At 74.0% G+C, this 25240-nt stretch carries 20 protein-coding genes and 1 pseudogene; 6 read left to right on the forward strand and 15 right to left on the reverse strand.

The window, feature by feature from the left end; translation table 11 throughout:
• Positions 1 to 210 precede the first annotated feature (210 nt).
• Entirely contained in the window at positions 211 to 1728 is a 1518-nt protein-coding gene (locus ACTWLT_RS20020) for a glutamate synthase subunit beta (RefSeq protein WP_445319708.1), read from the reverse strand.
• Positions 1721 to 6412: a glutamate synthase large subunit gene (gene gltB / locus ACTWLT_RS20025; RefSeq protein ID WP_445319709.1), complete on the reverse strand. Its 4692-nt coding sequence runs from the start codon at positions 6410 to 6412 to the stop codon at positions 1721 to 1723. Before gltB ends, ACTWLT_RS20020 begins: the two co-directional genes overlap by 8 nt.
• Before the next feature lie 144 nt (positions 6413 to 6556).
• Here gltB and ACTWLT_RS20030 point away from each other — a divergent pair, with 144 nt between their 5' ends.
• On the forward strand, positions 6557 to 7402 hold the full coding sequence (locus ACTWLT_RS20030; RefSeq protein WP_445319710.1) for a GNAT family N-acetyltransferase: 846 nt from the start codon (positions 6557 to 6559) through the stop codon (positions 7400 to 7402).
• A 31-nt stretch (positions 7403 to 7433) separates the two neighbouring features.
• Here ACTWLT_RS20030 and ACTWLT_RS20035 read toward each other — a convergent pair whose 3' ends face one another.
• Both ACTWLT_RS20035 and lgt read right to left on the reverse strand, forming a co-directional pair.
• Entirely contained in the window at positions 7434 to 8621 is a 1188-nt protein-coding gene (locus ACTWLT_RS20035) for an FAD-dependent oxidoreductase (protein WP_252418418.1), read from the reverse strand.
• Positions 8622 to 8636: 15 nt separating this feature from the next.
• The gene (gene lgt / locus ACTWLT_RS20040; RefSeq protein WP_445319711.1) at positions 8637 to 9821 is read right to left on the reverse strand and encodes a prolipoprotein diacylglyceryl transferase; all 1185 of its coding nucleotides are present in this window, start codon (positions 9819 to 9821) and stop codon (positions 8637 to 8639) included.
• A 101-nt stretch (positions 9822 to 9922) separates the two neighbouring features.
• Here lgt and ACTWLT_RS20045 point away from each other — a divergent pair, with 101 nt between their 5' ends.
• The gene (locus ACTWLT_RS20045; RefSeq protein ID WP_445319712.1) at positions 9923 to 10516 is read left to right on the forward strand and encodes an NUDIX hydrolase; all 594 of its coding nucleotides are present in this window, start codon (positions 9923 to 9925) and stop codon (positions 10514 to 10516) included.
• Between the two features lie 164 nt (positions 10517 to 10680).
• Here ACTWLT_RS20045 and trpA read toward each other — a convergent pair whose 3' ends face one another.
• Genes trpA through trpC form a run of 3 tightly spaced genes read right to left on the reverse strand, consistent with a single transcriptional unit; the run spans position 10681 to position 13564 of the window.
• Complete coding sequence (trpA, locus tag ACTWLT_RS20050; protein ID WP_252418421.1) at positions 10681 to 11484, reverse strand: tryptophan synthase subunit alpha; 804 nt, start codon at positions 11482 to 11484, stop codon at positions 10681 to 10683.
• Position 11485: 1 nt separating this feature from the next.
• A complete protein-coding gene (gene trpB / locus ACTWLT_RS20055; protein WP_445319713.1) occupies positions 11486 to 12724 on the reverse strand; it encodes a tryptophan synthase subunit beta in 1239 nt (412 codons plus the stop codon).
• 36 nt (positions 12725 to 12760) lie between these two features.
• Entirely contained in the window at positions 12761 to 13564 is an 804-nt protein-coding gene (trpC, locus tag ACTWLT_RS20060) for an indole-3-glycerol phosphate synthase TrpC (protein WP_172862221.1), read from the reverse strand.
• Positions 13565 to 14052: 488 nt separating this feature from the next.
• Here trpC and ACTWLT_RS20065 point away from each other — a divergent pair, with 488 nt between their 5' ends.
• On the forward strand, positions 14053 to 14325 hold the full coding sequence (locus ACTWLT_RS20065) for a hypothetical protein (protein ID WP_252418423.1): 273 nt from the start codon (positions 14053 to 14055) through the stop codon (positions 14323 to 14325).
• 28 nt (positions 14326 to 14353) lie between these two features.
• Here the strand turns inward: ACTWLT_RS20065 and ACTWLT_RS20070 are convergent, their stop codons facing one another.
• The 5 genes and pseudogenes from ACTWLT_RS20070 to ACTWLT_RS20090 all read right to left on the reverse strand — a co-directional run bounded on the left by ACTWLT_RS20070 (position 14354) and on the right by ACTWLT_RS20090 (position 18361).
• Positions 14354 to 14947 (reverse strand): Trp biosynthesis-associated membrane protein, encoded by a 594-nt coding sequence (locus ACTWLT_RS20070; protein ID WP_445319714.1) that lies wholly within the window; start codon positions 14945 to 14947, stop codon positions 14354 to 14356.
• Positions 14944 to 16500, reverse strand: coding sequence for an anthranilate synthase component I (locus tag ACTWLT_RS20075; protein WP_252418425.1), 1557 nt, complete (start codon positions 16498 to 16500; stop codon positions 14944 to 14946). Before ACTWLT_RS20075 ends, ACTWLT_RS20070 begins: the two co-directional genes overlap by 4 nt.
• 58 nt (positions 16501 to 16558) lie before the next feature.
• On the reverse strand, positions 16559 to 16990 hold the full coding sequence (hisI, locus tag ACTWLT_RS20080) for a phosphoribosyl-AMP cyclohydrolase (protein ID WP_445319746.1): 432 nt from the start codon (positions 16988 to 16990) through the stop codon (positions 16559 to 16561).
• Between the two features lie 186 nt (positions 16991 to 17176).
• Positions 17177 to 17857: pseudogene (locus tag ACTWLT_RS20085) on the reverse strand (nucleotidyltransferase domain-containing protein); the annotation flags it as partial.
• Between the two features lie 69 nt (positions 17858 to 17926).
• A complete protein-coding gene (locus tag ACTWLT_RS20090; protein WP_445319715.1) occupies positions 17927 to 18361 on the reverse strand; it encodes a MerR family transcriptional regulator in 435 nt (144 codons plus the stop codon).
• A 67-nt stretch (positions 18362 to 18428) separates the two neighbouring features.
• Here ACTWLT_RS20090 and ACTWLT_RS20095 point away from each other — a divergent pair, with 67 nt between their 5' ends.
• From ACTWLT_RS20095 to ACTWLT_RS20105, 3 genes are read left to right on the forward strand one after another with little or no spacing between them, the layout of a single operon-like run.
• Positions 18429 to 19187 carry an ABC transporter ATP-binding protein gene (locus tag ACTWLT_RS20095; RefSeq protein ID WP_445319716.1) on the forward strand — a complete coding sequence of 253 codons (759 nt, stop codon included), beginning with the start codon at positions 18429 to 18431 and terminating at the stop codon, positions 19185 to 19187.
• Entirely contained in the window at positions 19184 to 19939 is a 756-nt protein-coding gene (locus tag ACTWLT_RS20100; protein WP_445319717.1) for an ABC transporter permease, read from the forward strand. The genes ACTWLT_RS20095 and ACTWLT_RS20100 overlap by 4 nt, the downstream gene beginning before the upstream one ends.
• Positions 19940 to 19964: 25 nt before the next feature.
• Positions 19965 to 20561, forward strand: coding sequence for a TetR/AcrR family transcriptional regulator (locus ACTWLT_RS20105; protein WP_252418429.1), 597 nt, complete (start codon positions 19965 to 19967; stop codon positions 20559 to 20561).
• 46 nt (positions 20562 to 20607) lie between these two features.
• On the opposite strand, the gene ACTWLT_RS20110 is transcribed toward ACTWLT_RS20105, so the two are convergent.
• From ACTWLT_RS20110 to ACTWLT_RS20120, 3 genes are all read right to left on the reverse strand, one after another.
• A complete protein-coding gene (locus ACTWLT_RS20110; RefSeq protein ID WP_445319718.1) occupies positions 20608 to 21357 on the reverse strand; it encodes a DUF2470 domain-containing protein in 750 nt (249 codons plus the stop codon).
• Positions 21358 to 21455: 98 nt separating this feature from the next.
• A complete protein-coding gene (locus ACTWLT_RS20115) occupies positions 21456 to 23234 on the reverse strand; it encodes an ABC transporter ATP-binding protein (protein WP_445319747.1) in 1779 nt (592 codons plus the stop codon).
• Between the two features lie 5 nt (positions 23235 to 23239).
• Positions 23240 to 25123 carry an ABC transporter ATP-binding protein gene (locus ACTWLT_RS20120; protein ID WP_445319719.1) on the reverse strand — a complete coding sequence of 628 codons (1884 nt, stop codon included), beginning with the start codon at positions 25121 to 25123 and terminating at the stop codon, positions 23240 to 23242.
• Positions 25124 to 25240 lie beyond the last annotated feature (117 nt).

The following is a 25240-nucleotide window of genomic DNA, read 5'->3' on the forward strand; positions in this document are numbered from 1 at the left end:
CCCCGGGGCGATTGACGACAGAACCAACACGCCCCAACACGGCGCAGCCGGCAAGTCTTGCCGGCTTAAACCGATTTACCCACATCTGTGAGTGGCCTCACCGGCCATGCCCGCTGCCCGCCGACCGGGAAACCGGCCGGCGGGCAGAAAGCTGCCGCACCGGCCGGACATCCCGGGCCACCCGGTGGAGCCGTCAGGTAAGGCCCCGGGTCAGCGCGCGGCGAGCGGCTGCGCGGCCGGGGCGACCGGGGCCGGCAGCGCCCCGGCACCGCCGAGGTAGCCGTGGATGGCGGCGGCGGCCGCACGCCCCTCGGCGATGGCCCAGACGATCAACGAGGCGCCCCGGTGCATGTCTCCGGCGACGAACACCCCGTCGGTGTCAGCCTGCCAGTCGTCGCGGGCATCGACGGCGCCCCGGGAGTTGCGGGTAACCCCGAACTGGGCCAGCAGCGGCTGCTCCTCGGTGCCCTCGAAGCCGATCGCCAGCAGCACCAGGTCCGCCGGCAGCTCCCGCTCGGAGCCGGGCACGGCGGTGACCACCCGCCGGCCGTCGCGCTTCTCCACGGTCACCTCGGCGATCCGCACCGCCCGCACCTGACCGGTGCCGTCGTCCACGAACTCCTGCACCGCCACGGCGAAGACACGCTCGCCGCCCTCCTCGTGCGCCGGGTAGCTGCGCAGCACCCACGGCCAGGTCGGCCACGGGTCCCGCGCCTCGTCGCGCTCCTGCGGCGGCTGCGGGTACAGGTCGAGCTGGTGCACACCGGCGGCACCCTGCCGGTGCGCGACACCGAGGCAGTCGGCCGCCGTGTCACCACCGCCGATGATCACGACGTGCTTGCCGGCCGCGTCGATCGGGGTGCCGTCCGGCAGCACCGCGGTCGCCGGCCGGCCCTCGCCCGCGGCGCCGGGCCCGCCGGCGACCGCGCGGTTCGCCGCGACCAGATGCGCCATCGCCTGGTGTACGCCCCGCAGCGCCCGCCCCGGGGTCTCCGGGGTGTCCCGGCCCTGCAACGCGCCGCAGGCCAGCAGCACCGCGCCGTGCTCGGCACGCAACTGCTCGGCGGTGACGTCCACGCCGACGTTCACCCCGGTGCGGAAGCGCACCCCCTCGGCGGTCAGCTGAGCCAACCGGGCGTCGATGTGCCGCTTCTCCAGCTTGAAGTCGGGGATGCCGTACCGGAGCAGGCCGCCGATCGCGTCGTCGCGCTCGTACACCGTCACGGCGTGACCGGCGCGGGCCAACTGCTGGGCGGCGGCCAGGCCGGCGGGCCCGGAACCGACCACCGCGACCGACCGGCCGGACGGCGCCGGCACCGGGCGGGGTGTGAACCCGCGCGCCGCCGCGGCGTCGGCGATCTCCACCTCGACCTGCTTGATGGTCACCGGCTGACCACCGGCGATGCCCAGGACGCAGGCCGCCTCGCAGGGCGCCGGGCAGAGCCGGCCGGTGAACTCCGGGAAGTTGTTGGTGGCGTGCAACGACTCCACCGCGGCGTCCCAGTTGCCGGTGCGGACCAGGTCGTTCCAGTCCGGGATCCGGTTGCCCAGCGGGCATCCGTCGTGGCAGAAGGGGATGCCGCAGTCCATGCAGCGGGTGGCCTGCTCGCGGACCAGTTCCTCGCCGGCCGGCGGGTACACCTCACGCCAGTCGCTGATCCGCACCGGCACCGGGCGGCGCGCCGGCAGCCGCCGGTCGTAGCGCAGGAAACCGTTCGGGTCAGGCACGTGCCACCTCCTGGGCCGCCACCCGCGGGGCGGGCGGCACCGGCATCGCCGGCTGAGCCGACGGTGTCAGTTCTTTCATCACCGCGTCGTCGACGTCGCGGCCGGCGGCTTCGGCGGCCCGCATGATCTCCAGCACCCGGCGGTAGTCGCGGGGCACCACGGCGGTGAACTCCGCCACCGCCTCCGGCCAGCGCTTGAGCAGCTCCTCGGCGACCGCCGAGCCCGTCTCGGCCACGTGCCGCTGGACCAGCTCGTGCAGCAGCGTCTGCTCCTGCTCACCCAGCGGCGCCAGGTCGACCAGCTCCGCGTTGACCCGCGCCCGGTCCAGCCGGTGCACGAACGCCGTACCGCCGGACATCCCGGCGGCGAAGTTGCGGCCGGTCGCGCCGAGCACCACCACGGTCCCGCCGGTCATGTACTCGCAGCCGTGGTCGCCGACGCCCTCGACCACCGCGACCGCGCCCGAGTTGCGCACCGCGAACCGCTCCCCCACCCGGCCCCGCAGGAAGACCTCACCGGCGGTGGCGCCGTACAGGATGGTGTTGCCGGCGATGATCTGGTCCTCGGCCCGCTGCCCCGGCTCGGCGTCGTTGTCGAGGAACGGCGCGGCGGCGTCCGGACGGACGATGACCCGGCCGCCGGAGAGGCCCTTGCCCACGTAGTCGTTGGCGTCGCCGTGCAGCCGCAGGGTCACCCCGCGCGGCAGGAACGCGCCGAACGACTGGCCGGCCGTGCCACGCAGCACGAACTCGATGGTGTCGTCGGGCAGGCCGGCGCCGCCGTAGCGACGGGTGACCTCCCCGCCGAGCATCGCGCCGACGCTGCGGTGCTCGTTGCGCACCGCGACCTCGACCCGCACGGGCGCGCCGTCGGACAGCGCCGGACGGGCCAGCGCGATCAGTTCGTTGTCCAGGGCGTGCTCCAGGCCGTGGTCCTGGGCGCGCACCCCACGCCGGGCGGCGCCGGCCGGCAGCTCCGGCAGGTGCAGGACGGGTGCCAGGTCCAGCCCCTGCGCCTTCCAGTGGGTCAGCGCGGGGGCCACGTCGAGCAGCTCCGTCTGCCCGATCGCCTCCTCGATGGACCGGAAGCCCAGCTCGGCCAGGTAACCGCGGACCTCCTCGGCGAGGAACAGGAAGAAGTTCTCCACGAACTCCGGGGTGCCGGTGAACCGCTCCCGCAGCACCGGGTTCTGGGTGGCGATGCCGACCGGGCAGGTGTCCAGGTGGCAGACCCGCATCATCACGCAGCCGGCGACGATCAGCGGCGCGGTGGCGAAGCCGAACTCCTCCGCGCCGAGCAGCGCCGCGATCAGCACGTCCCGGCCGGTCTTGAGCTGGCCGTCGACCTGCACGGTGACCCGGTCGCGCAGCTTGTTGAGCAGCAGCGTCTGCTGCGCCTCGGCCAGCCCCAGCTCCCACGGGGTGCCGGCGTGCTTCAGCGAGTTGAGCGGTGACGCCCCCGTGCCGCCGTCGTGACCGGAGATCAGGATGACGTCGGCCTTCAGCTTGGCGACACCCGCCGCGACGGTGCCCACGCCGACCTCGCTGACCAGCTTGACGTGCACCCGGGCGGCCGGGTTGACGCACTTCAGGTCGTGCACCAGCTGGGCGAGGTCCTCGATGGAGTAGATGTCGTGGTGCGGCGGCGGGGAGATCAGGCCGACACCCGGGGTGGCGTGCCGGGTCCGGGCGATCCACGGCCAGACCTTGTTGCCGGGCAGTTGCCCGCCCTCGCCGGGCTTGGCGCCCTGGGCCATCTTGATCTGGATGTCGTCGGCGTTGACCAGGTATTCGCTGGTGACACCGAAGCGGCCGCTGGCGATCTGCTTGACCGCCGAGCGGCGGGTCGGGTCGTGCAGCCGCTCGACGTCCTCGCCGCCCTCACCGGTGTTGGACTTGCCGCCGAGCCGGTTCATCGCGATGGCGAGCGTCTCGTGCGCCTCGGCGGAGATCGACCCGTACGACATCGCGCCGGTGGCGAACCGCTTGACGATCTCGGTGGCCGGCTCGACCTCCTCGATCGGTACGGCCGGTCGGACCCCGGTACGCAGGGTGAACAGCCCGCGCAGCGAGCCGGCCTGCGCGGCGAGCGCGTCGACCTTCGCCGTGTACTGCCGGAAGACGTCGTACTGCCGGCTGCGGGTGGCGTGCTGGAGCAGGAAGACCGTCTCCGGGTTGAACAGGTGCAGCTCACCCTCGCGGCGCCACTGGTACTCGCCGCCGACCTCCAGCCGATCGGACGCCGGGGTGCCCGCCGGCGGCCAGGCCAGCGCGTGCCGGGCGGCCACCTCGGCGTGCACGCCGGCCAGCCCCACCCCGCCGATCCGGCTGGGGGTGCCCCGGAAGTAGCGCTCGACGAGCCGCTTGTCCAGGCCAACCGCCTCGAAGACCTGCGCACCGCAGTACGACGAGACCGTCGAGATGCCCATCTTCGACATGATCTTCAGGACGCCCTTGCCGAGCGCCTTGGCGTAGTTGCGGACCGCGGCAGCGGGCTCGACGCCGGCCAGCGCGCCCGTGGAGATCATGTCCTCCACCGACTCGAAGGCCAGGTACGGGTTGACCGCCGCCGCGCCGTAGCCGATCAGCACCGCCGCGTGGTGCACCTCGCGGCAGTCGCCCGACTCCACGATCAGCGCCGCCTGGGTGCGGGTCTGCTCACGGACCAGGTGCTGGTGCACCGCGGCGGTGAGCAGCAGCGACGGGATCGGCGCCAGGTCGGCGTTGGAGTCCCGGTCGGAGAGCACCAGGATGCGGACGCCGTCCTCGATGGCCTCGGAGACGTGCCGGCAGATCTCGGTCAGCCGCGCCTTGATACCGGCGGCGCCCTCCCGGATGCGGTACAGCCCGGAGACCCGGACCGCCTTGAAGCCCGGCAGGTCGCCGTCCTCGTCGATGGAGAGGATCTTCGCCAGCTCGTCGTTGTCGATCACCGGGTGCGGCAGCACGATCTGCCGGCAGCTCGCCGCGCCCGGGTCGAGGAGGTTGCCCTCCGGCCCGATGGTCGACACCAGGCTGGTCACCAGCTCCTCGCGGATGGCGTCCAGCGGCGGGTTGGTGACCTGGGCGAAGAGCTGGTGGAAGTAGTCGTAGAGCAGCCGCGGTCGCGTGGACAGCGGCGAGATCGGGGTGTCCGTGCCCATCGAACCGAGCGGCTCGGCGCCGGTGCGGGCCATCGGCGCGAGCAGGATCTTCAGCTCCTCCTGCGTGTAGCCGAATGTCTGCTGGCGGCGACGGACCGAGTCGTGGGTGTAGACGGTGTGCTCGCGGGCGGGCAGGTCGTCCAGCTCGATCAACCCGGCGTGCAGCCACTCACCGTACGGTCGCTCGGCGGCCAGCTCCGACTTGATCTCCTCGTCATGGACGATCCGGCCGGCGACGGTGTCGACCAGGAACATCTTTCCCGGCTGGAGCCGCCCCTTGGCGACGACGCGGGCCGGGTCGAGGTCGAGCACGCCCGCCTCGGAGCCGAGCACCACGAGCCCGTCGTCGGTCTGCCACCAGCGCCCCGGGCGCAGCCCGTTGCGGTCCAGCACCGCACCGACGATCTCGCCGTCGGTGAAGGCCACCGACGCCGGCCCGTCCCAGGGCTCCATGAGGCTCGCGTGGAAGCGGTAGAAGGCCCGCTTGTCCGGCTGCATGCCGGGGTCGTTCTCCCACGCCTCGGGGATCATCATGAGCACCGCGTGCGGCAGGCTCCGCCCGGCGAGGTGCAGCAACTCGAGGACCTCGTCGAAGTTCGCCGAGTCGGAGGCGCCGGGGGTGCAGACGGGGAAGACCCGCCGGATGTTGCCGGGGATGTCCGGGCTGGCCAGCAGCGCCTCGCGGGCCTGCATCCAGTTGCGGTTGCCGCGGATCGTGTTGATCTCACCGTTGTGGGCGATGAACCGGTACGGGTGCGCCAGCGGCCAGGAGGGGAACGTGTTGGTGGAGAACCGGGAGTGCACCAGCGCGATGGCGCTGTCCACCCGCTCGTCGCGCAGGTCCGGGTAGAACGCCGGCAACTGGTCCGGGGTGAGCATCCCCTTGTAGACCATGGTCCGGCTGGACAGCGACGGGAAGTACGCCGGCACGCCCCGCTCGGCGGTCTCCCGCTCGGCCTGCTTGCGCAGGCAGAAGGCCACGCGGTCCAGGTCGATGCCGCGCAACGCGGAACCGGCCGGCCCGGCGGGCGAGTCGGTGAGCCGGTGCGCGGCCAGGAAGAGCTGCCGCACGCGGGGCATCGCCGCCAGGGCGGTCTCGCCGAGCCCGTCCGGGTCGATCGGCACGTCCCGCCAGCCGAGCAGGTCAGCCCCCTCGACCAGCGCGTACTTCTCGACGACCCGTCGGGCGCGGGCCTCGGCCGCGTCGTCGTCGGGCAGGAAGACCAGGCCGGTGGCGTACTCGCCGACCGGGGGCAGCGCGACGCCCGCCACGGCGCGCAGGAACGCGTCCGGGACCTGGATCATGATGCCCGCGCCGTCGCCGGTGTTGGGCTCCGCGCCACGAGCACCGCGATGGTCCAGCCGGCAGAGCGCGCCGAGCCCGTTGGCGACGACCGAGTGCGAACGCCGACCATGCAGATCCGCCACGAAGGCCACACCGCAGGCGTCGTGCTCCTGGGCCGGGTCGTACAGGCCCTGCGCGGGTGGGCGGGGGCCGGGCGTCGGGGACGCTTGCGGGCTGTGCGGGTACGGAAAGGCCACCGGGCCTCCTGTCGTCACTCAGGTTGGATCATGGTGGGGACGACGTCGGCCCGTGGGTCTGTTGAGTCTACGTTAGGGCGGGCGGCACAAGGCCACTCAAGATTGATCACACCGTCCAGAGTCTGGGACGTGTAGTCTCGCGCGGTGGATCCTCTCAACAAGGATATCTTCGACCGGCTGGAACGCTTCTACGACGCGGTGCCGCGCGACGTCGCCGGTGCGGAGGAGCACGGCGGGCTCGTCCTGTTCGTCCGCGACGGTGCCGGCTGGCCGTTCTACGCCCGCCCCCGCATCGACGCCGTCGAACCGCCGTCACTGGCCGACGTGACGTCGGTCCGCGAGCGGCAGCGGGAGCTGGGTCTGCCGGAAGCCTTCGAGTGGGTGCACGAGACCACCCCGGAACTGCTGGCGGTGGCCCGCTCGGCAGGGCTGAACGTGCTGGAGGCGCCGCTGATGGTGCTCGATCCGGCCGCCCTGCCCGACCCGGCGACGCTGTCCGACGTACCGGTGCGGGTGTTGACGCCGGACTCACCCGACTTCGCCGCCGACGTGGCCGGCCGGCGCGCCGTGGCGGCGGTGTCGTTCGCCGCCCCCGGTACGGAGCGGGGCGACGCCGGCCCGGCCGAGCGGGACGCCGCCGTCACCGAGCTGGAGCAGGCCGCGCTCGACGAGGAGCGCTCCCGGATCGCCGACGGCCGGCGGATCTCCGCGCTGGCGGGCACGCCGACCGAGGGTGCGCTGGCCAGCGGCATGGCGATGCGGGTGGACGGCGTCGCGGAGATCGCCGGAGTGGCCACCCTGCCGGCCGCCCGGCGGCGTGGACTGGGCGCCGCGCTGACCGCCACCCTCGCCCGGGAGCTACGCGCCGCCGGCACCGACCTGGTCTTCCTCTCCGCGGGCAGTGAGGACATCGCCCGGGTCTACCTGCGGGTCGGCTTCCGACGCATCGGCACCGCCTGCATCGCCGAACCCGCGGCCCTCATCCCCTGACCGGTCGCCGCGGTCGGCGCGCCCGTACCGGTCAGGCTGGCGGGCGCCACTGCGCGGCCGACGCGGCGGCGCTGGAGAGCAGGCGCGTGTTGATCGTGCCGAGTGCGGCGTCCCGCGCGCGCAACGCCAGCCGGCCCCGCGTCTGGAGCACCGCCGACATGCGCCGGGTCTGCCGGACCACGGTCGCCGCCCGGGGGCGGCGCACCCGGTCGTACGCCTGCACGGCGTCGGGCAGCCGGGCCTCGCGCAGCAGGGAGGCGAGCGTGGCGGCGTCCTCGAAGGCGAGGCAGGCGCCCTGGCCGAGATGCGGCGGCATGGCGTGCGCCGCGTCGCCGAGCAGCACCACCCCGCCCGGCCCGACCGGGAAGCCGTACGCGCGCGGCAGCGGCCGCAGTTCGCGGACCTCCTGCTGCACCAGGTCGGTCGGGTCGGTGGCGTCGAGAAGCGCGCCGATCGGGTCCGGCCAGCCGGCGTACCAGCGGCGCAGGAGGGCGAGTTGGATCTCCGGAGGCTCCGGGCGGGGCGCGCCGGCGGCGGTGGCCACCCAGTAGATGCCGCCCCGGGTGGAGCCGCCCGAGGAGCCGCGCTCACCCAGCGAGGCGGCCACGAACCGGTACCCGGCGCCGAGAACCTCCCCGGCGATCGGCTGGTCGGCGGGCAGCCGGGGTGCCCGGTACCAGGGGATGACGGCCCGCCACGCGGCACAGCCGGAGCTGACCACCCCCGACTCGGGGGCGAGCTGGCGGCGGATGGCGCTGTCCGTGCCGTCGGCGGCGACCACCAGGTCGGCCTCGATGGTGTGCCGGCCGTCGCCGACCGCCGGGCGCTGGCCCGGGTCGACCCGGACGTGGCGCACGGTCACCCCGGTGCGCAGCTCCACCCGGTCACCGAGCCCCGCGATGAGCGCGTCGTGCAGGTCCTCGCGGTGCACCACCACCGGCATCCGGTCCGCCGGGACGGGTCGGGGCTGCACCAGCCAGTGCCCGTCCGGGCGGCGGACCCCGCCGTCGGGCAGCGGGGTGGCGATCGCAGCCAGACCGGCACCCAGGCCGAGGGACTGCAACGCGCGGACGCCGTTGGGCCAGAGCACCACGGCGGTCGGCTCGGGACGGACCCGCTCGGCGCGTTCCAGCACGGTGACGAGCCACCCGGAGCGGGCCAGCGCGCCGGCCACCGCGAGGCCACCGACTCCTGCGCCGACCACCACCGCGCTTCGCATCGGTGCCGCCCCCGCTCAGCTGTCCCGGTCGGCGGGGCGGACGCCGGCGGCGTCGGCCCGGTCGGCGCGCGTCTCCGGCGTACCGTCGGCGTCCCCGTCGTCGGCCGACGTGGCGTCGTCGGCTTCCCGCCCGTCGAGCGGCTCGCCGTCACCCGGCCGGGCGTCGTCGGCGGCCGGCTCGGGCGGCACCACGCCGCTGTCCCGCCAGGCCTGGTACTGCTCCTCGCTGACCACGCGGTAGCCCTCCGGGGCGGCGGCCTTCGCGCCGGCCTCCCGCTCGGAGAGGTCGACCTGGGACAGGTCGGACGTCGTGGGCGGGGTCGGCGTCGCCGCCGCGCCGAGCGGGATCAGGTACTCCCGGGGGCCACGGACCCGCACGAAGTAGATCAACGCGCCGAGGAAGACCAGCGCGGCGGTCCAGACGTTGAGCCGCACGCCGAGGATCTGGTTCGCCTCGTCGGTCCGCATCAGCTCGATCCAGAACCGGCCGACGGTGTAGCCCATCACGTAGAGCGCGAACGCCCGGCCCCGGCCGAGCCGCAGCCGCCGGTCGAGGACGAGCACCAGGGCGACCACGCCGAGGTTCCACAGCGCCTCGTAGAGGAAGGTCGGCTGGTAGAGGCCCGGTTCGAGGATCGGTTGGCCGGCGTCGTCGCGCAGCGCGTGCCCCGGGTTGTCCGGATCCATCCGGTGGATCTCCAGACCCCAGGGCAGGGTGGTCCGGCCGCCGTACAGCTCGTTGTTGAACCAGTTGCCGAGCCGGCCGACCGCCTGGGCCAACGCCAGACCGGGGGCCACCGCGTCGGCCACCACGCCGAACGGGATGCCCAGCTGCCGTGCCGCGATCAGGGCGCCGACCGCGCCACCGGCGACCGCGCCCCAGATGCCGAGACCGCCCTCCCAGATGGCGAACGCCTTGATCGGATCACCGCCGGCGCCGAAGTACTTCTCCGGCGAGGTGATCACGTGGTAGATCCGGGCGCCGATGATGCCGGCGGGCACAGCCCAGACGGCGATGTCGAGCACCGCGCCGGGGGCGACGCCGCGCTCACGCAGCCGGCGCTCGGTCACCCAGCAGGCCAGCACGATGCCGAGGATGATGCACAGTGCGTACGCCCGGATCGGTACCGGTCCGAGCTGCCACACGGCGGTGCTGGGACTGGGCAGGGCCGCCTGGGGGGACAGCGAGGCGAGGTTCACGGGTGCACACGCTACCGCTGCACACCCCCGAAGCGGCACCCCGGGCCGCTTCGGGCGCATGCCGGTGACTTCTGGTTTGCGCCGCCGTAGGCTCTTTGTCCATGAGCGCGCTCACCTGGGCGGTCGCCGCGGTCGTCACCGACGACGCCGGTCGGGTGCTGCTCTGCCGGCAGGGCCGGGGCGAGCGCCGGTACGCGTTACCCGGCGGGCGGCTGCGCCCGGCGGAGAGCCCGGTCCGGGCGGCACTGCGGGACATCCGCGCCGAGACCGGCTGGGACATCGAACTGGCCGACCTGGTCGGCATCTACCACCTGACCAGCCCCGTGGCGGCCACGCCGGCCGGGCACGCCGGCCCGTTGCCGGACGTCCTCGTGCACGTGTTCCGGGCCCGCGCGGCCGGGCTCCGACCGACCGCGGACCCCCTTCCGGGCTGCCGGCTGTCCTGGCACGCTCCCGCGACCCTGCCCGAGGCCGTCACCCCGCTCACCCGGGCCGCCGTCACCGATGCGGTGGCCGGCCGCTCTGGGGTGCTGCGCGACGCCCGGTGGGCACCCGGCGACGACGAGCCCGCGGCCGACTCCGACGGCCAGCCGGCGGACGGTCCGGACGGACGGTCGGCCGTCGGGGGCAACGGGGCGGCGCAGCCGCCGGAGCAACGCGGCGAAGTGGCGGCCGACTCCTCGCTACGCCCCTGAGCGCTGGGCGACCGTCCGGCGGCCACACTGGACCGGTGCCCGGTCCGGCGGGCATCACCAGGTCGAGCGTGATACCTGTGAGGCATAAATATGACCCACAGGTATCACGCCCAAAAGACAGACATGCCGGGAGCCCGCGCCGCTCGCGGCCCGTGCCTGAGCCGTCAGCGGACGGGGTTTCGGACGCCCTCGGCGAGTTCGGTGCTGAGGGCGCGCAGGGCGGCCAGCCCGTCGGCCTCGGAGGGCGCATCGAGCACGCAGCGGACGAGCGCGCTGCCGACGATCACCCCGTCGGCGTACCCGGCGACGGTCCCGGCCTGCGCGCCGGTGCCCACGCCCAGACCGACACCGACCGGCAGATCGGTGACCCCGCGGACCCGGGAGACGAGCGTCGGCGCGGCGTCGGAGGTCTGCGCCCGGGCCCCGGTCACCCCCATCACGGCCGTGGCGTAGACGAAGCCCCGGCAGTGCTCCACGGTCATCGCCAGCCGCGCGTCGGTGGACGACGGCGAGACCAGGAAGGTGCGGTCCAGCCCGTGCGCGTCGGAGGCGGCCAGCCACTCGTCCGCCTCGTCGGGGATCAGGTCCGGGGTGATCAGGCCGGTCCCGCCGGCGGCGGCGAGATCCCGGGCGAAGACGTCCACGCCGTACCGCTCGATCGGGTTCCAGTAGGTCATGGTGACCACCGGCGCGCCGGTGGCCGCGACCGCCTCGACGATGCGCAGCGTGTCGGCCGTACGCACACCACCGGCCAGCGCGATGTCACTGGCCTTCTGGATGACCGGCCCGTCCATCACGGGGTCGGAGTACGGAATCTCCACCTCGATGACGTCCACGCCTGCCTCGACCATGGCGGTCATCGCCGCGATGCTGCCCTCGACGGTCGGAAACCCGGCCGGCATGCAGCCGACCAGCAGCGCCCGCCCGTCGGCCCGCGCCTTGTCGAAGGCCACCCCGATCCGGCTCATCTCACCGCTCCTTGTCGAGGATGCCGAAGTAGTCGCCGGCGGTGTGCACGTCCTTGTCGCCCCGTCCGGACAGGTTGACCACGATGGTGGGCTCCCGGCCCAGCTCGGCGGCGAGCTTCGGGGCCAGCGCGACGGTGCCGGCGAGCGCGTGGGCGCTCTCGATCGCCGGGATGATCCCCTCGGTGCGGCAGAGCAGCTCGAACGCGGCCATCGCCTCGTCGTCGGTGACCGGCAGGTAGGTGGCCCGGCCGGTGTCGTGCAGCCACGCGTGCTCGGGCCCGACGCCCGGGTAGTCCAGGCCGGCGGAGATGGAGTGCGACTCCAGCGTCTGCCCGTCGGCGTCCTGCAACACGTAGGTGCGCGTGCCGTGCAGCACGCCCGACGACCCGCCGGTGATGCTGGCGGCGTGCCGGCCGGTGCCCACGCCGTCGCCGCCGGCCTCGAAGCCGTACAGCCGCACGTCCGCGTCGCCGACGAAGGCGTGGAAGATGCCCAACGCGTTGGAGCCGCCACCCACGCAGGCGGTGACCGCGTCCGGCAGCCCGCCGGTCAGGTCGAGGCACTGCTGGCGGGCCTCGTCGCCGATGCCACGGACGAAGTCACGGACCATCGCCGGGAACGGGTGGGGCCCGGCGGCCGTACCGATCAGGTAGTGCGTCTCGTCGACGTTGGCCACCCAGTCGCGCATCGCCTCGTTCATCGCGTCCTTGAGGGTGCGCGAGCCGGTGGTGACCGGAACGACGGTGGCGCCGAGCATCCGCATCCGGGCCACGTTGAGCGCCTGCCGCTCGGTGTCGACCTGGCCCATGTAGACCACGCACTCCAGGTCGAACAGGGCGGCGGCGGTCGCGGTGGCCACGCCGTGCTGACCGGCACCGGTCTCCGCGATCACCCGGGTCTTGCCCATCCGCTTGGTGAGCAGCGCCTGGCCGAGCACGTTGCGCACCTTGTGCGCACCGGTGTGGTTGAGGTCCTCCCGCTTGAGCAGCACCCGCGCGCCGACCTTCGCCGAGAACCGCCGGGCCTCGTAGAGCAGCGACGGCGTGCCGGCGTAGTCGCGCAGCAGCGCCCCGAACTCGGCCCGGAAGGACTCGTCCGCGATCGCCGTACGCCACGCCCCGTCGAGCTCGTCCAACGCGGCCACCAGGGCCTCGGGCACGAACCGACCGCCGAAGCGGCCGAAGTGGCCGGCGGAGTCGGGCTGCGTGCCGGCCACCGGGGCCAGCGCGTCGGCGCTCATCGGAAATCCTCTCGGTGTGGCGTCACCGGCGCGGGATCAGCGCACCGGCCGGGGCGTTGCCGGGTGGTTACCGGCGTTGACCAGCTCGGCGACCGCCTCGCGGGGGCTCTTCTGGGTGACCAGGCCCTCGCCGACGAGGACCGCGTCCGCACCCGCGGAGGCGTACCGGATCAGGTCGTGCGGGCCGCGTACGCCGGATTCGGCGATCTTCACGACGCTGCTGGGCAGGCCGGGCGCGATCCGCTCGAACACCGACCGGTCGACCTCCAGGGTACGCAGGTCACGGGCGTTGACCCCGATCACCTGCGCGCCGGCCTCCAGTGCCCGGTCGGCTTCCTCCTCGTCGTGCACCTCGACGAGCGCGGTCATGCCCAGCGACTCGATGCGCTCCAGCAGACCCATCAGCACGTTCTGTTCCAGGGCGGCGACGATCAGCAGCACCAGGTCGGCGCCGTGGGCACGCGCCTCGTGCACCTGGTAGCTGGAGACCACGAAGTCCTTGCGCAGCACCGGCACGGTCACCGCGGCCCGGACGGCCGCCAGGTCGTCCAGTGAGCCACCGAACCAGCGCCCCTCGGTCAGCACGCTGATCGCCCGCGCACCGCCGGCCGCGTAGTCGACGGCGAGGTCTGCCGGATCGGCGATCTCGGCCAGCCGGCCCTTGGACGGCGAGGAGCGCTTCACCTCGGCGATCACGGCCACGCCGGGCTTACGCAGTGCCGCGTACGCGTCCAGCGGCGGCGGCGCAGCCGCGGCCAGCTCACGGATCCGCTCCAGCGGAACCTGTTCCTGGCGTCGGGCGACGTCCTCACGTACGCCGGCCAGGATCTCGTCGAGCACGCTTACGGACGCGGCCTGCCCGGCCTCGTCCCCCTCCGCGTGCGCATGCTCAGCAGTCACCAGCGGACTCCCCTCTCCGGGTGTCATGGGCCGATGCTAGGGGCAGCCGGCCGACGCCGGGAGCCGGGGGTATGGCGCTGCTCACGAAAAGGGCTGCGGCATAATGGCCGACTTGCCGTGAACGGGATGTCACGCAGCGCCACCTCCGGTGTCGGCCGCCGCCGTCCGACGAGAGCCGGGCGGGCCCGGTCGAGCCGAGCCGACCCACCGATCATGCCACCGGTCCGGGATCGACGCAGGACGACAGTGATGTGGGTCGATTCTGTGAGCAAGCTCAAGGCCGAACGGCCGGTGTCCGGCCGGAGCCGAGGCGGGACAGTTGACCGGGCGGTCACCCCGGCGAAACCTCAGCCGGCCAGCATCGTCCTCGGGCAGACTCGATGGCGCGCCTGCCCGACCGTCGCCAACTCCTCGTGCGGGGTGAACCAATGAGCATTGCCGAGCCGAACCCGAGCATCGGGCTGACCACCATCTCGCGGACCGTCGCGTCGCTCGCCGTCGGCGTGGTGCACACGCTGGAGCGGGCCGTGGTGGGCGAGGGACGGATGCGCACCGCACGTGGCAACGCCTGGGAGGCGGTCTGCGCCGACCGGGCCCGCGCCGACCGGCGCGCCGAACTGGACCGCCTGGTGGCCGAACTGGCCGCCGCCCGTGCCGCCGCCGCCCGCCGCCAACAGCGGGAGCGCCAGCCGGTCGGTTGAGCCACCGGGCCCACCGGCGGCCAGGCACTCAGCGGGCGGTCGGGTCCTCGCCCCGGTCCAGCGCGTCCCACGCCTCGGTGGTGCGTCGCCCGGCCATGGGGCCGGCCGGACCGGGCGGTTCCTGCGCACTCTGCGTGACGGTCGGTGCCGGCCGCTCGTACCGGGCACCCATCGCCGGCCAGCCGCCACCGCGTAGCGCGGTCCACCCGCCGCCCACCGCGACCAGCAGGCCGCCGAGCAGGCAGAGCGCCGGCCACTGCCGGCTCACCACCCCGTCGAGGTCGGCGACCAGCCCGTACCCGCCGCCGGCCGCCACGGCCAGGCCGAGCGCGCCGAGCAGCACACCGAGCAGTCGCCGCGACCGTCCCCGCGTGGCCAGCACCGCGCCACCGCCGGCCAGCGTGACCAGGGCCAGCGCCGGCAACCAGGGCAGCAGGGCCGCGCCGCTGCGGGCGTCGCGCACCGGTGGCAGCGGCGCGGGCCGCACGGTCAACTCCACCGACCAGCTCCGGGTCGCCGCCCAGAGCGCCAGGCCGGCGCCGGCCAGGCAGAGCAGCACGGCGTACGTCAACTGACGCCGCCCCGCCGGTGACCCGTCGTGGGGTTGCGTCGCGTCGCTCATCGGGCCGGCCGCAACGTCTCGGCGGCCGCGATCGCGGCCAGTACGGCGGCTGCCTTGTTGCGGGTCTCCTGGTCCTCGGCGGCCGGGTCCGAGTCGGCGACCACCCCCGCGCCGGCCTGCACGTAGGCGCGGCCGTCGCGGATCAGCGCGGTCCGGATGGCGATCGCCATGTCCAGGTCACCGCCGAAGCCGAAGTAGCCGACGGTGCCGCCGTAGAGGCCACGACGAACCGGCTCCAACTCCTCGATGATCTCCATGGCCCGCACCTTGGGCGCGCCGGAGAGCGTGCCGGCCGGGAAGGTCGCGGCGAGGGCGTCGAAGGCGCTGCGGTCGTCACGCAGGGTGCCGGTCACGGTGGAGACGATGTGCATGACGTGGCTGTACCGCTCGATGGTGGCGAACTCGGGGACCTCCACGCTGCCGGGCCGGCAGACCCGGCCCAGGTCGTTGCGGCCCAGGTCGACCAGCATCACGTGCTCGGCCCGCTCCTTCGGGTCGGCGAGCAGCTCGGCGGCGAGCCCGGCGTCGGCGGCCGCGGTGTCGCCCCGCGGCCGGGTGCCCGCGATCGGGTGCAGCAACGCCCGGCGTTCCCCGTCCGCGCCGGTGGTGACCTTCAGGTGCGCCTCGGGGGACGAGCCGACGATGTCGAACCCGTCGAACCGCAGCAGGTACATGTAGGGGCTGGGATTGCTGGTGCGCAGCACCCGGTAGACGTCCAGCGGATCGGCGTGGGTGGGCCGCTCGAACCGCTGGGAGAGCACGATCTGGAAGCACTCGCCGGCCCGGATCGCCTCCTTGGCCGCCTCCACCGCCTTCGGGTAGCCGCCGTCGGGCGTACGGCAGAGCACCTCACCGGCCGGTGGGCGTTCGACGGTGGAGATCATCGGCGGGATGGGCCGGGACAGTGCCGTGGTCATCGCGTCCAGCCGGCCCACGGCGTGGTGGTACGCGGCGGCGACCTGCGCGGCGCGGTCCGGGGCGTCGTCCAGCGGCGGCAGCACCGCGTTGGCGACCAGGATCGCCGAGCCGTCGTAGTGGTCGAGCACCACCAGGTCGGTGGCGAGCATCATGCCCAGCTCGGGCACGCCGAGGTCGTCGTCGGTCAGCTCGGGCAGCCGTTCGAAGCGGCGGACCAGGTCGTAGCCGAGGTAGCCGACCATGCCACCGGTGAGCGGCGGCAACCCGCTGGACGGGTCGCCGACCGGGCCGGCCAGGGCCGCGACGGTCTCCCGCAGCACCCGCACCGGGTCGCCGTCGGTGGGCAGTCCGGCCGGCGGCTGGCCGAGCCAGGTCGCCACGCCGTCGCGCTCGACGAGGGTGGCGCTGCTGCGTACCCCGATGAACGAGTACCGCGACCAGGCCATGCCGGCCGACCCGACGCCCTGCTCGGCGGACTCCAGCAGGAACGTGCCGGGCCCACCGGCGAGCTTGCGGTAGACCCCGACCGGGGTCTCGGCGTCGGCCAGGAGCCGCCGGGTGACCGGCACGACCCGCCAGTGCGCGGCCAGCTCGGTGAAGGTGGCGAGGTCGGGGTTCACGGCGCCGTCGGTCATGGCTGGGCTCGCCTCTCGTTCGCGACTGCGGGGCTTGGCCGCGCCGCACTGCGCGCACTCACCGTGCCTCCGGACCGCTGACCGGCAGCTCGGTGAAGAAGCAGGTCCGGTGACCGGTGTGGCAGGCGGCGCCGACCTGGTCCACGCTCACCAGCAGCGCGTCCCCGTCGCAGTCCAACGCGACCGAGCGGACGTACTGGTGGTGCCCGGAGGTGGCGCCCTTGACCCAGTACTCGCGACGGCTGCGCGACCAGTAGGTGGCCCGGCCGGTGGTCAGGGTGCGGTGCAGCGCCTCGTCGTCCATCCAGGCGACCATCAGCACCTCGCCGGAGTCGTGCGCACGGACGACGGCGGCGACCAGCCCGTCGGCGGTGCGGCGCAGCTGGGCCGCGATGGCCGGGTCGAGCTGGGACGGGCGGGCCGGCACGGGCGCGGCCGGGCCGGTCGGTTCGCTGGGGACGCCGGTCACCGGCGCGTCAGGTACGGGCACAGTGACCCATTGTCCGGCACGCGGCGCGGGCACCGCCGACGGCTCCCGACGGGGCCGCGGCGGGCGGGCGGCGGGCCGGGCCAGTTGGGCCACGTAGCGGTCGAGTCGCCCGTCGACCAGGGCGTCGGCGAGGTCGGTACCGGCCGCCTCGGCGATCTCCTCGGCGTACGGGCGGACCAACGGCAGCGTGCCGGCGACCAGCCGCACGGCGGCGGCCCAGAGCTGCCCGGTGGCGGCCGGGCGCAGCCCGAGGCAGAGCAGCATGTCCTCCCGGTAGCCGGGCGGGGCGACCGGCAGTTCCAGCGCCGCGGCGAAGGCGGCGCGGCGGGAGGACACCCGCACCGACGGGTTGGCCGGGCGCAGCACCGAGGGGCAGAGGCGGGCCAGGTCGGCCACCGCGAGCCGGACGCCGAGGCGGTCGCCGGCGGCCCGGGCGGCGGCGGCCTTACCCAGCGTGGCGATCAGCTCCTCCAGCCGGGGCGGTTCGGCGGGCTGGCAGAGCACCGGCAGGTCGATGCGGGGCCGCCAGTGCGGGTCGGCCCAGAGCAGGCGCGCCGGCGCGGCGACCGGCAGCCCGAACGCCCAGTCGGCCGGCTCGCCGAGCCGGTGCACCCACGAGCGGACGTCCCGGGCGGCGACCGAGACGTGGGTGAGCCGGCCGGCGGTCTCGGCGAGGTACGCCCGTCGGGCGACGTACGGGGCGCCGCCGACCAGCACGTCTAGGTCGACGTCGCTGTGGGCGGTGGCGGCCCGCCGGGCGTGACTGCCGCGCAGCAGGATGCCGACGACCGGCCGCTCGGCGGCCTGCCGCAACCGCGCGGCCCAGTCCTCGAGGAACCCGCTGTCCGGTAACGGAGGGTGACCCACGGCGTCATCGTGCCGTACGTCCCATCGGGGCGCAATGCCCGTTGCCGGACCTGGTGTCCGGTCCGAAGGCTACTGCCCGTTCTTCAGTTCGGCCCGGCGGTAGGCGTCGATCTTGTGGTTGAGCACGGTGAGGTCCTCCTCCAGCTCGGCCATCCGGGCCAGCACGCGGGCACGGTGCGCCTCGAACAGCGCCCGCCGGGCACCGAGGGTGCGCTCGCCCTGCCGGGCCAACTCGGCGTAGCGGCGCATGTCGCGCACGGGCATCCCGGTGCGGCGCAGCCGGGTGAGCAGGAACAACCACTCGACGTCGCCGGCGGTGTAGCGGCGACGCCCGGCGGAGTCCCGCCCGACCGGTGCGACCAGTCCCTCCTGCTCGTACCAGCGCAGCGTGTAGGTGGTCAGGCCGACCCGTTCGGCGGCCTCACCGACCGTGAGGGTGATCTCTCTGGTGCTGACGTCCACGTCGTCCAGGCTTCCAGTTCGAGTGCCCTCGAAGTCAACCATTGCGCAGACACCGGTATCTCATCTAGCGTTGAGTTCAACAGATGATGAGTTTCGTGGGAGGTGCGCGATGGGCGACGCGATAGCGGTCCGCGACCTGGTCGTCGACCGGGGCGGGCGACGGGTGCTCGACGGCATCAGCTGCGCCGTCCCGCGCGGCGCCGTCACAGGGCTGCTGGGTCCCAGCGGCAGCGGCAAGACGACGTTCATGCGGGCGGTGGTCGGGGTCCAGGTCGTCACCAGCGGGACGGTCACCGTCCTGGGCCAGCCGGCCGGCTCACCCGCGCTGCGGCGCCAGGTCGGCTACCTCACCCAGGCACCGAGCGTCTACGCCGACCTGACGGTGCGGGAGAACGCCCGGTACTTCGCGGCCCTGCACGGGCGGGGGCGTGCCGAGGCCGACCAGGCGATCAGCGACGTCGGGCTGAGCCGGGCCGCCGGCCAACTGGTCGGCACCCTCTCCGGCGGCCAGCGCAGCCGCGCCTCGCTGGCCTGCGCCCTGGTCGGCGAACCGGAGCTGGTCATCCTCGACGAGCCGACCGTCGGCCAGGACCCGGTGCTGCGGGCCGACCTGTGGGCCCGGTTCCACGCGATGGCCGCCGCCGGCACCACCCTGCTGGTGTCCAGCCACGTGATGGACGAGGCGGCCCGCTGCGACCGGCTCCTGCTGATCCGGGAGGGCCGGCTGATCGCCGACGACAGCCCGGCCGCGGTCCGCGCCGCCGCCGGGGTGGACGACCTCGACGAGGCGTTCCTGCGGCTGATCCGGGCCAGCGCGGCGAGCTCCGAAGACGCCCAGGCGGCACCGGGAACTGGAGGAATGTCATGAACCCGCGGATCCTGGCGGCCACCACCGGCCGCATCCTGCGTCAGCTCCGGCACGACCGGCGCACCATCGCACTGCTCGTCGTGGTGCCGTCCGCCCTGCTCACCCTGGTCTACTTCATGTACGCCGACCAGCCGACCCCGCCCGGCCAACCATCGGCGTTCGACCGGATCGCGTTGGTGATGCTCGGCATCTTCCCCTTTGTGATCATGTTTCTGGTGACCAGCATCGCCATGCTCCGCGAGCGCACCTCCGGCACCCTGGAGCGGCTGCTCACCACCCCGCTGGGCAAGCTCGACCTGCTCTTCGGCTACGGCATCGCGTTCGGGCTCGCCGCCGCCGTGCAGGCCGCGGTCGCCGCCGGAGTGGCGTACTGGATCTTCGATCTGGACACGGCCGGCAGCAGTGGGCTGGTGATCGGAATCGCGGTGATCGACGCCGTGCTGGGTGTCGCCCTCGGGCTGTTCTGCAGTGCCTTCGCCCGCACCGAGTTCCAGGCAGTACAGTTCCTGCCGGTCGTGGTGGTCCCCCAACTGCTGCTCTGCGGGCTGTTCGTGGCCCGCGACCAGATGGCCGGCTGGCTCCAGGCGCTGAGCGACGCCTTCCCCCTGTCGTACGCCATCGAGGCGTTGCAGGAGGTGGGCGCCAACGCCGAGCCGACCGGCAGGATGTGGCGGGACGTGGTGGTCGTGCTCGGCGCGGTGGTTCTGGCGCTGGTGCTCGCGGCGGCCACCCTGCGCCGGCGCAGCGGCTGACCGGCAGGCGAGACGAAGGGCGGCGATGGCGCGGCGGACCGGCCGGCGACCCGGCAACCCGGACACCCGGGAGGCGATCCTCGACGCGGCGCGCGCGGCGTTCGCGGAGCGTGGCTTCGACGCCGCCTCGATCCGCGCCATCGCCGGCACCGCCGGCGTGGATCCGGCGCTGGTGCACCACTACTTCGGCAGCAAGGACCAGCTCTTCCTGGCCGCGATGAACTTCCCGGTCGACCCGGGAGAGGTGGTGCCCAAGGTGCTCGCGGGCGGGCAGGACGGCATCGGCGAGCGGCTGGTCCGCACCTTCCTCGGCATCTGGGACTCCCCGGCCGGCACCGCCGGGATCGCGCTGATGCGCTCGGCCGTGAGCAACGAGTGGACGGCCCGGCTGCTGCGCGAGTTCATCACCACACAGGTGCTGCGTCGGGTGCTCGACCAGCTCGACGTCGACCTGGCCGAGCTGCCGCTGCGCGGTTCACTGGTCGCCACCCAGCTGATCGGGTTGGCCATGATGCGGCACGTGATCCGGTTGGAGCCGGTGGCGTCGGCCGACCCCGAGACACTGGTCGTGGCCATCGGCCCGACCGTGCAGCGGTACCTGACCGGGCCGCTGCCGACCTAGGGCGGGGCCGACCCAGGCGGCAGCCGGTGGGCGGGCGTGCCGGCGGTCAGCGGGGCGGACGGGCACCGGCCGGCCGGCGCAGCGCCGGCAGCAGTCCGCTCAGCTCGTCGGGATCGGCCACGGGGCACGGGAAGGCCAGCCGGACCCGACGGCGCGAGCCGGGACGGCCGAGGACGACCACCAGCCCGTAGCGGTCGATGCGGACCACCCGGGGCGGCCCGTCGGGCGTCTGCTCGGTCAGCCCGAGCTGCCGGCGCAGATACTCGGTCACCTGCGCGGCGTCACGCTCGGCGAGGTCGGCCAGCAGCCGCGCCTCGACCGGGTGCACCGGGTCCGGCTCCGCCTCGGCGTACTCCCCGGGGTCGATGCGCCGCACGACGCCGGCGTGCTCCCAGCGGACCTCGACCACCTCGAAGCGGAACAGCCGGAAGCGGACGCCCAGGTCGAGCAGGTCGCCGGTCGGGTCCACCGCGGCGAAGTCGACCGCCGCGCTGCGGGCCTCGGCACCCCGCAGCTCGGCGGCCCAGCCGGAGACCCAGGCCCGACCCAGACCCGGGGCGCCGGCTGCGGGCGGCAGGTCGAGTACGTCGAGCACCACCGCGACGTCGGCACCCCCGGGGACCGGCCGCAGCGCGGCGGCCAGGTGGCTGGCCACCGGCACGAGCAGCAGCACCCGGCCGTCCGGATCGGTCACGTGCCGGGCGTGGTGCGGGCCCGGCCGGTGGGCCAGATGGACGAGACCGGGCAGCCGGCCGGCGACGAGGGTACGAACGATCTCGGCGGGGCTGGGCCGCATGGTGCGACCTCCTTCAGAGGTTAGGCTTACCTAACCCGGAGCGTAGAGCACCCGGCCGGCGGCGTCCAGCCGTTCCGACGCTGGTGAACACCGGTTCGTTACCGGGTCTGCTCCAGCCAGGAGGCGTACAGCAGCCCGTAGATCGAATCGGGGTCGCGGACCAGCTCGTCGTGCGGGCCGCGCTGCACGATCCGTCCCTTGTCCACCACGATCACCTCGTCCGCGGCCTGGGCGGTGGAGAGCCGGTGCGCGATCGCCAGGGTCGTCCGACCCCGGGTCACCGCGTCCAGGGTGCGCTGCAACCGCACCTCGGTCGCCGGGTCGACCGCACTGGTCGCCTCGTCCAACACCAGCAGGTCCGGATCGGCCACGTACGCACGGGCCAGCGCCACCAACTGCCGCTCCCCCACGCTCAGCGCCTCCCCGCGTTCGCCGACCGGCGTGTCCAGGCCGGCCGGCAGGCCGTCCAGCCAGTCCGCCAGACCCAGCTCGGTGAAGGCGGCGGTGAGCTGCTCGTCGGTCAGCTCCGGCCGGGCGAACCGGACGTTGTCCCCCACCGTCGCGTCGAACAGGAACCCGTCCTGCGGCACCATCACCACCCGCGAGCGCAGCGAGTCGAACCGGACCTCCGACAGCGGGACCCCGGACAGCAGCACCGCACCCGCCGACGGATCCATCAGCCGGGTCAACAGCTTCGCGAAGGTGGTCTTGCCGCTGCCGGTCTCGCCGACCACCGCCACCCGGCTCTTCGCCGGGATCTCCAGGTCGATGTCCTGCAGCACCGGCGGCCCACCCGGATAGGCGAACCGCACCCCGGAGAACCGGATGTCCAACGGCCCGCCCGGCAGGTCCCGACCCTGCTCCCCCGGGTCCGCCACGTCCGGGGCGACGTCCAGCACGTCCAGCACCCGACGCCAGCCCGCGATCGCGTTCTGCGCCTCGTTGAGCACCTCGGTGGCGATCTGCACCGGCTGGATGAAGAGCGTCACCAGGAAGAGGAACGCGGTCAGCTGGCCGATCGACAGGGTGCCGTCCACCCCCAGCGTCACCCCCAGCACCACCACACCGGCCAACGCCACCCCCGCGGCCAGCTCACCCACCGAGCTGCCCACGATGCTGATCCGGATCGCCCGCTGCTGCGCCACGCGCTGACTGTCGATGGCGTCGTCCAGCCGCCGGGCGGTGCGGCCCGCGATGCCGTACGCCCGGATCACCGGGGCGCCCACCACACTCTCGCCGATCGCGCCGAGCAGCGTGCCGGTGCGCTGACGCACCGTCGCGTACGCCGCGCCGAGGCGGCGTTGCAGTTGCCGGATGATGAACACCGCCGGCAGGAACGCCGCCAGCACCACCAGGGTCAACTGCCAGGAGTACGCGAGCATCACGGCCGTGGTGACCACCAGCTGGCCGAGGTTGACGAGCAGGATCACCCCGCCCCACTGGAGAAACTGGGTGATCTGGTCGACGTCGCTGGTCACCCGGGACACCAGCGAGCCACGACGCTCCGACTGCTGGTGCAGCATCGACAGGTCGTGCACGTGCCGGAACGCCCGGGTCCGCACGTTCGCCAGCGCCGTCTCGCTGACCGTGAACAACCGGCGCATCATCAGGTAGCCGCAGAGCGTGGTGACCGCGAGGATCGCCGCGGTGATCACCACGACCGACCAGACCACGTCGAGGTTCAGGCCACCGACGATGCCGCGGTCGATGCCCTGCTGCACGGCGACCGGCACGGCCACCCGGCCGACCATGTAGACCAGCGCCAGACCCAGCGTGCCGGCCAGGCCGATCCGCAGCTCCGGCGAGAGCGCCAGACCCCGACGCAGGGTCTGCCAGGTCGTCTCCGTCCGCGACTCCTGCTCATCCGTCTTCGTCACCGCGCTCACCGGTCCACCTCGATCTCCAGGCCCGACGGCAGTGGGGCGACCTCGTCCTCGTACGGCTGTTCCTGCGCGCGGTCGACCTCCGCCTGCTCGTAGGCGGTGACCAGGTCGGCGTAGCCGGGCACGGTGGCCAGCAGCTCGGTGTGCGTACCCCGCGCCACCACCCGCCCCTGCTCCACGTAGATGACCTCGTCGGCCAACGCGATCGTGGCCCGGCGGTACGCCACCACCAGGATCGACGCGGCCGGCACCCCCGGCTGGGACGCCGACGAGCGCAGCCCCGCCAGGATGGCCGCCTCCACCCGCGGGTCCACCGCGCTGGTCGCGTCGTCGAGGACCAGCAGGCGCGGCCGACCGGCCAGCGCGCGGGCCAGGGTGAGCCGCTGCCGCTGCCCGCCGGAGAGCGAGGTGCCCCGCTCGCCGACCATGGTGTCCAGCCCGTCGGGCAGTGCGGCGACGAACCCGTCCGCCTCGGCCAGCCGCAGCGCCGCCCAGACGTCCTCGTCGTCGATGCCCGGCCGGTCGAGGGAGATGTTGGCCCGGACGGTGTCGTCGAAGACGAACGGCACCTGGGCGACCAGGGCCACGGTGCCGGCCAGCGACGCGGCGGTCAGCTCGCGTACGTCCACCCCGTCCAGCTCGACGCGGCCGGCGTCCGGGTCGACCAGGCGCACCGCCAGGGAGGCGATGGTGGACTTGCCCGCGCCGGTCGGCCCGACCAGGGCCACCGTCCGCCCGGCGGGAACCGTGAACCCGACCTCGCCGAGCACCTGCGCGCCGGGCTGGTGCGCCTCGGCGGGCGGGTAGGAGAAGTGCACGTCGGTGAAGGTGAGGGTGGCCGGCCCCGGGGTGGCCGGGTCGAGCACCCGCTGCCCGTACGGCATCTCGCCGGTGGCGTCGAGGACCCGGCGGACCCGGTCCCAGCCGGCGACGCTGCGCGGCAGCTCGGCCAGCACCCAACCGATGGCCCGCACCGGGAAGGCCAGGACGGTGAAGAGGAAGGCCACGCTGACCAGTTCGGTGACGGTGATCGCGCCCTGCCGCAGCCGGAACGCCCCGACCACCAGCACGGCGAGCGTCCCGAGGCTGGGCAGCGTCTCCAGCAGCGGGTCGAAGACGCCGCGCAGCCGGCCGACCGAGATCAGCGCGTCGCGCAGCTCACCGGCGCGGCCGGAGAAGCGGGCGGTCTCCTGCGCCTCGCGGCCCATCGTCTTGACCACCAGCGCGCCGTCGAAGCTCTCGTGGGCGATCTCGCTGACCTCGGCACGCAGCCGCTGCGCCCGCGCCTGGCGGGGCGCCATCCGGCGGGAGTAGACCACGTTGAGCGCGAACAGCGCGGGAAAGACGGCGAGGCCGACCAGGGCCAGCGCCCAGTCGGTGGCGAAGAGCGAGACGATCGCGCCGACCAACATGACCAGCGTGCCGACGGCGAACGGCAGCGGCGCGATCGGGTACCAGGCCGCCTCGACGTCGGAGTTGGCGTTGGACAGCAGGGTGCCGGTGGCGTTGCGGTGGTGCCAGGACAGCGGCAGGTCCAGGTAGCGGCGGGTGACCCGGCGGCGGTAGGCGGCCTGGAGGCGGTACTGCATGTAGCCGGCGCCGAGCCGGCGGCCGAAGATCCCCACCACCCGCAGCACGCTGATCCCGAACAGCGCGACCGCGGCCAGCGCCAGGGTTCCGGTGGCCACCTCGCCCCGGGCGATGGCCGGCACCACCACGTCGCCGACGACCCCGCCGACCACGTACGCGCTGACGATGACCATCGAGCCGAACAGCACGCTGCCGACCACCGCCACCGTGAAGATCCGCGGCTGCTCCCGGATCGCCTGCCGGAGGACCCCCAGCCCCCGGCCGAGCACATCCCGACTTGTCTTGCTCGCCACGCTCTCCCCCGCCGTAAGCCGCAATTATCTCCCTCATCCTTACCGGTCCCGACCACCCGCGCCGACCCGGACCGGATATGTCGACCGTCACGTACCGGCCGACGGCGCGGACCGCTA

This window comes from Micromonospora yongxingensis, assembly GCF_052601155.1.

Excerpts from the sequence above, each read along its gene's own strand:
- ACTWLT_RS20035 (WP_252418418.1), bottom strand. The coding sequence starts at position 8,621 with ATGCGAAGCGCGGTGGTGGTCGGCGCAGGAGTCGGTGGCCTCGCGGTG.
- ACTWLT_RS20045 (WP_445319712.1), top strand. The coding sequence starts at position 9,923 with ATGAGCGCGCTCACCTGGGCGGTCGCCGCGGTCGTCACCGACGACGCC.
- trpA (WP_252418421.1), bottom strand. The coding sequence starts at position 11,484 with ATGAGCCGGATCGGGGTGGCCTTCGACAAGGCGCGGGCCGACGGGCGG.
- trpB (WP_445319713.1), bottom strand. The coding sequence starts at position 12,724 with ATGAGCGCCGACGCGCTGGCCCCGGTGGCCGGCACGCAGCCCGACTCC.
- ACTWLT_RS20065 (WP_252418423.1), top strand. The coding sequence starts at position 14,053 with ATGAGCATTGCCGAGCCGAACCCGAGCATCGGGCTGACCACCATCTCG.
- ACTWLT_RS20070 (WP_445319714.1), bottom strand. The coding sequence starts at position 14,947 with ATGAGCGACGCGACGCAACCCCACGACGGGTCACCGGCGGGGCGGCGT.
- ACTWLT_RS20075 (WP_252418425.1), bottom strand. The coding sequence starts at position 16,500 with ATGACCGACGGCGCCGTGAACCCCGACCTCGCCACCTTCACCGAGCTG.
- ACTWLT_RS20090 (WP_445319715.1), bottom strand. The coding sequence starts at position 18,361 with ATGGTTGACTTCGAGGGCACTCGAACTGGAAGCCTGGACGACGTGGAC.
- ACTWLT_RS20095 (WP_445319716.1), top strand. The coding sequence starts at position 18,429 with ATGGGCGACGCGATAGCGGTCCGCGACCTGGTCGTCGACCGGGGCGGG.
- ACTWLT_RS20100 (WP_445319717.1), top strand. The coding sequence starts at position 19,184 with ATGAACCCGCGGATCCTGGCGGCCACCACCGGCCGCATCCTGCGTCAG.
- ACTWLT_RS20105 (WP_252418429.1), top strand. The coding sequence starts at position 19,965 with ATGGCGCGGCGGACCGGCCGGCGACCCGGCAACCCGGACACCCGGGAG.
- ACTWLT_RS20110 (WP_445319718.1), bottom strand. The coding sequence starts at position 21,357 with ATGCGGCCCAGCCCCGCCGAGATCGTTCGTACCCTCGTCGCCGGCCGG.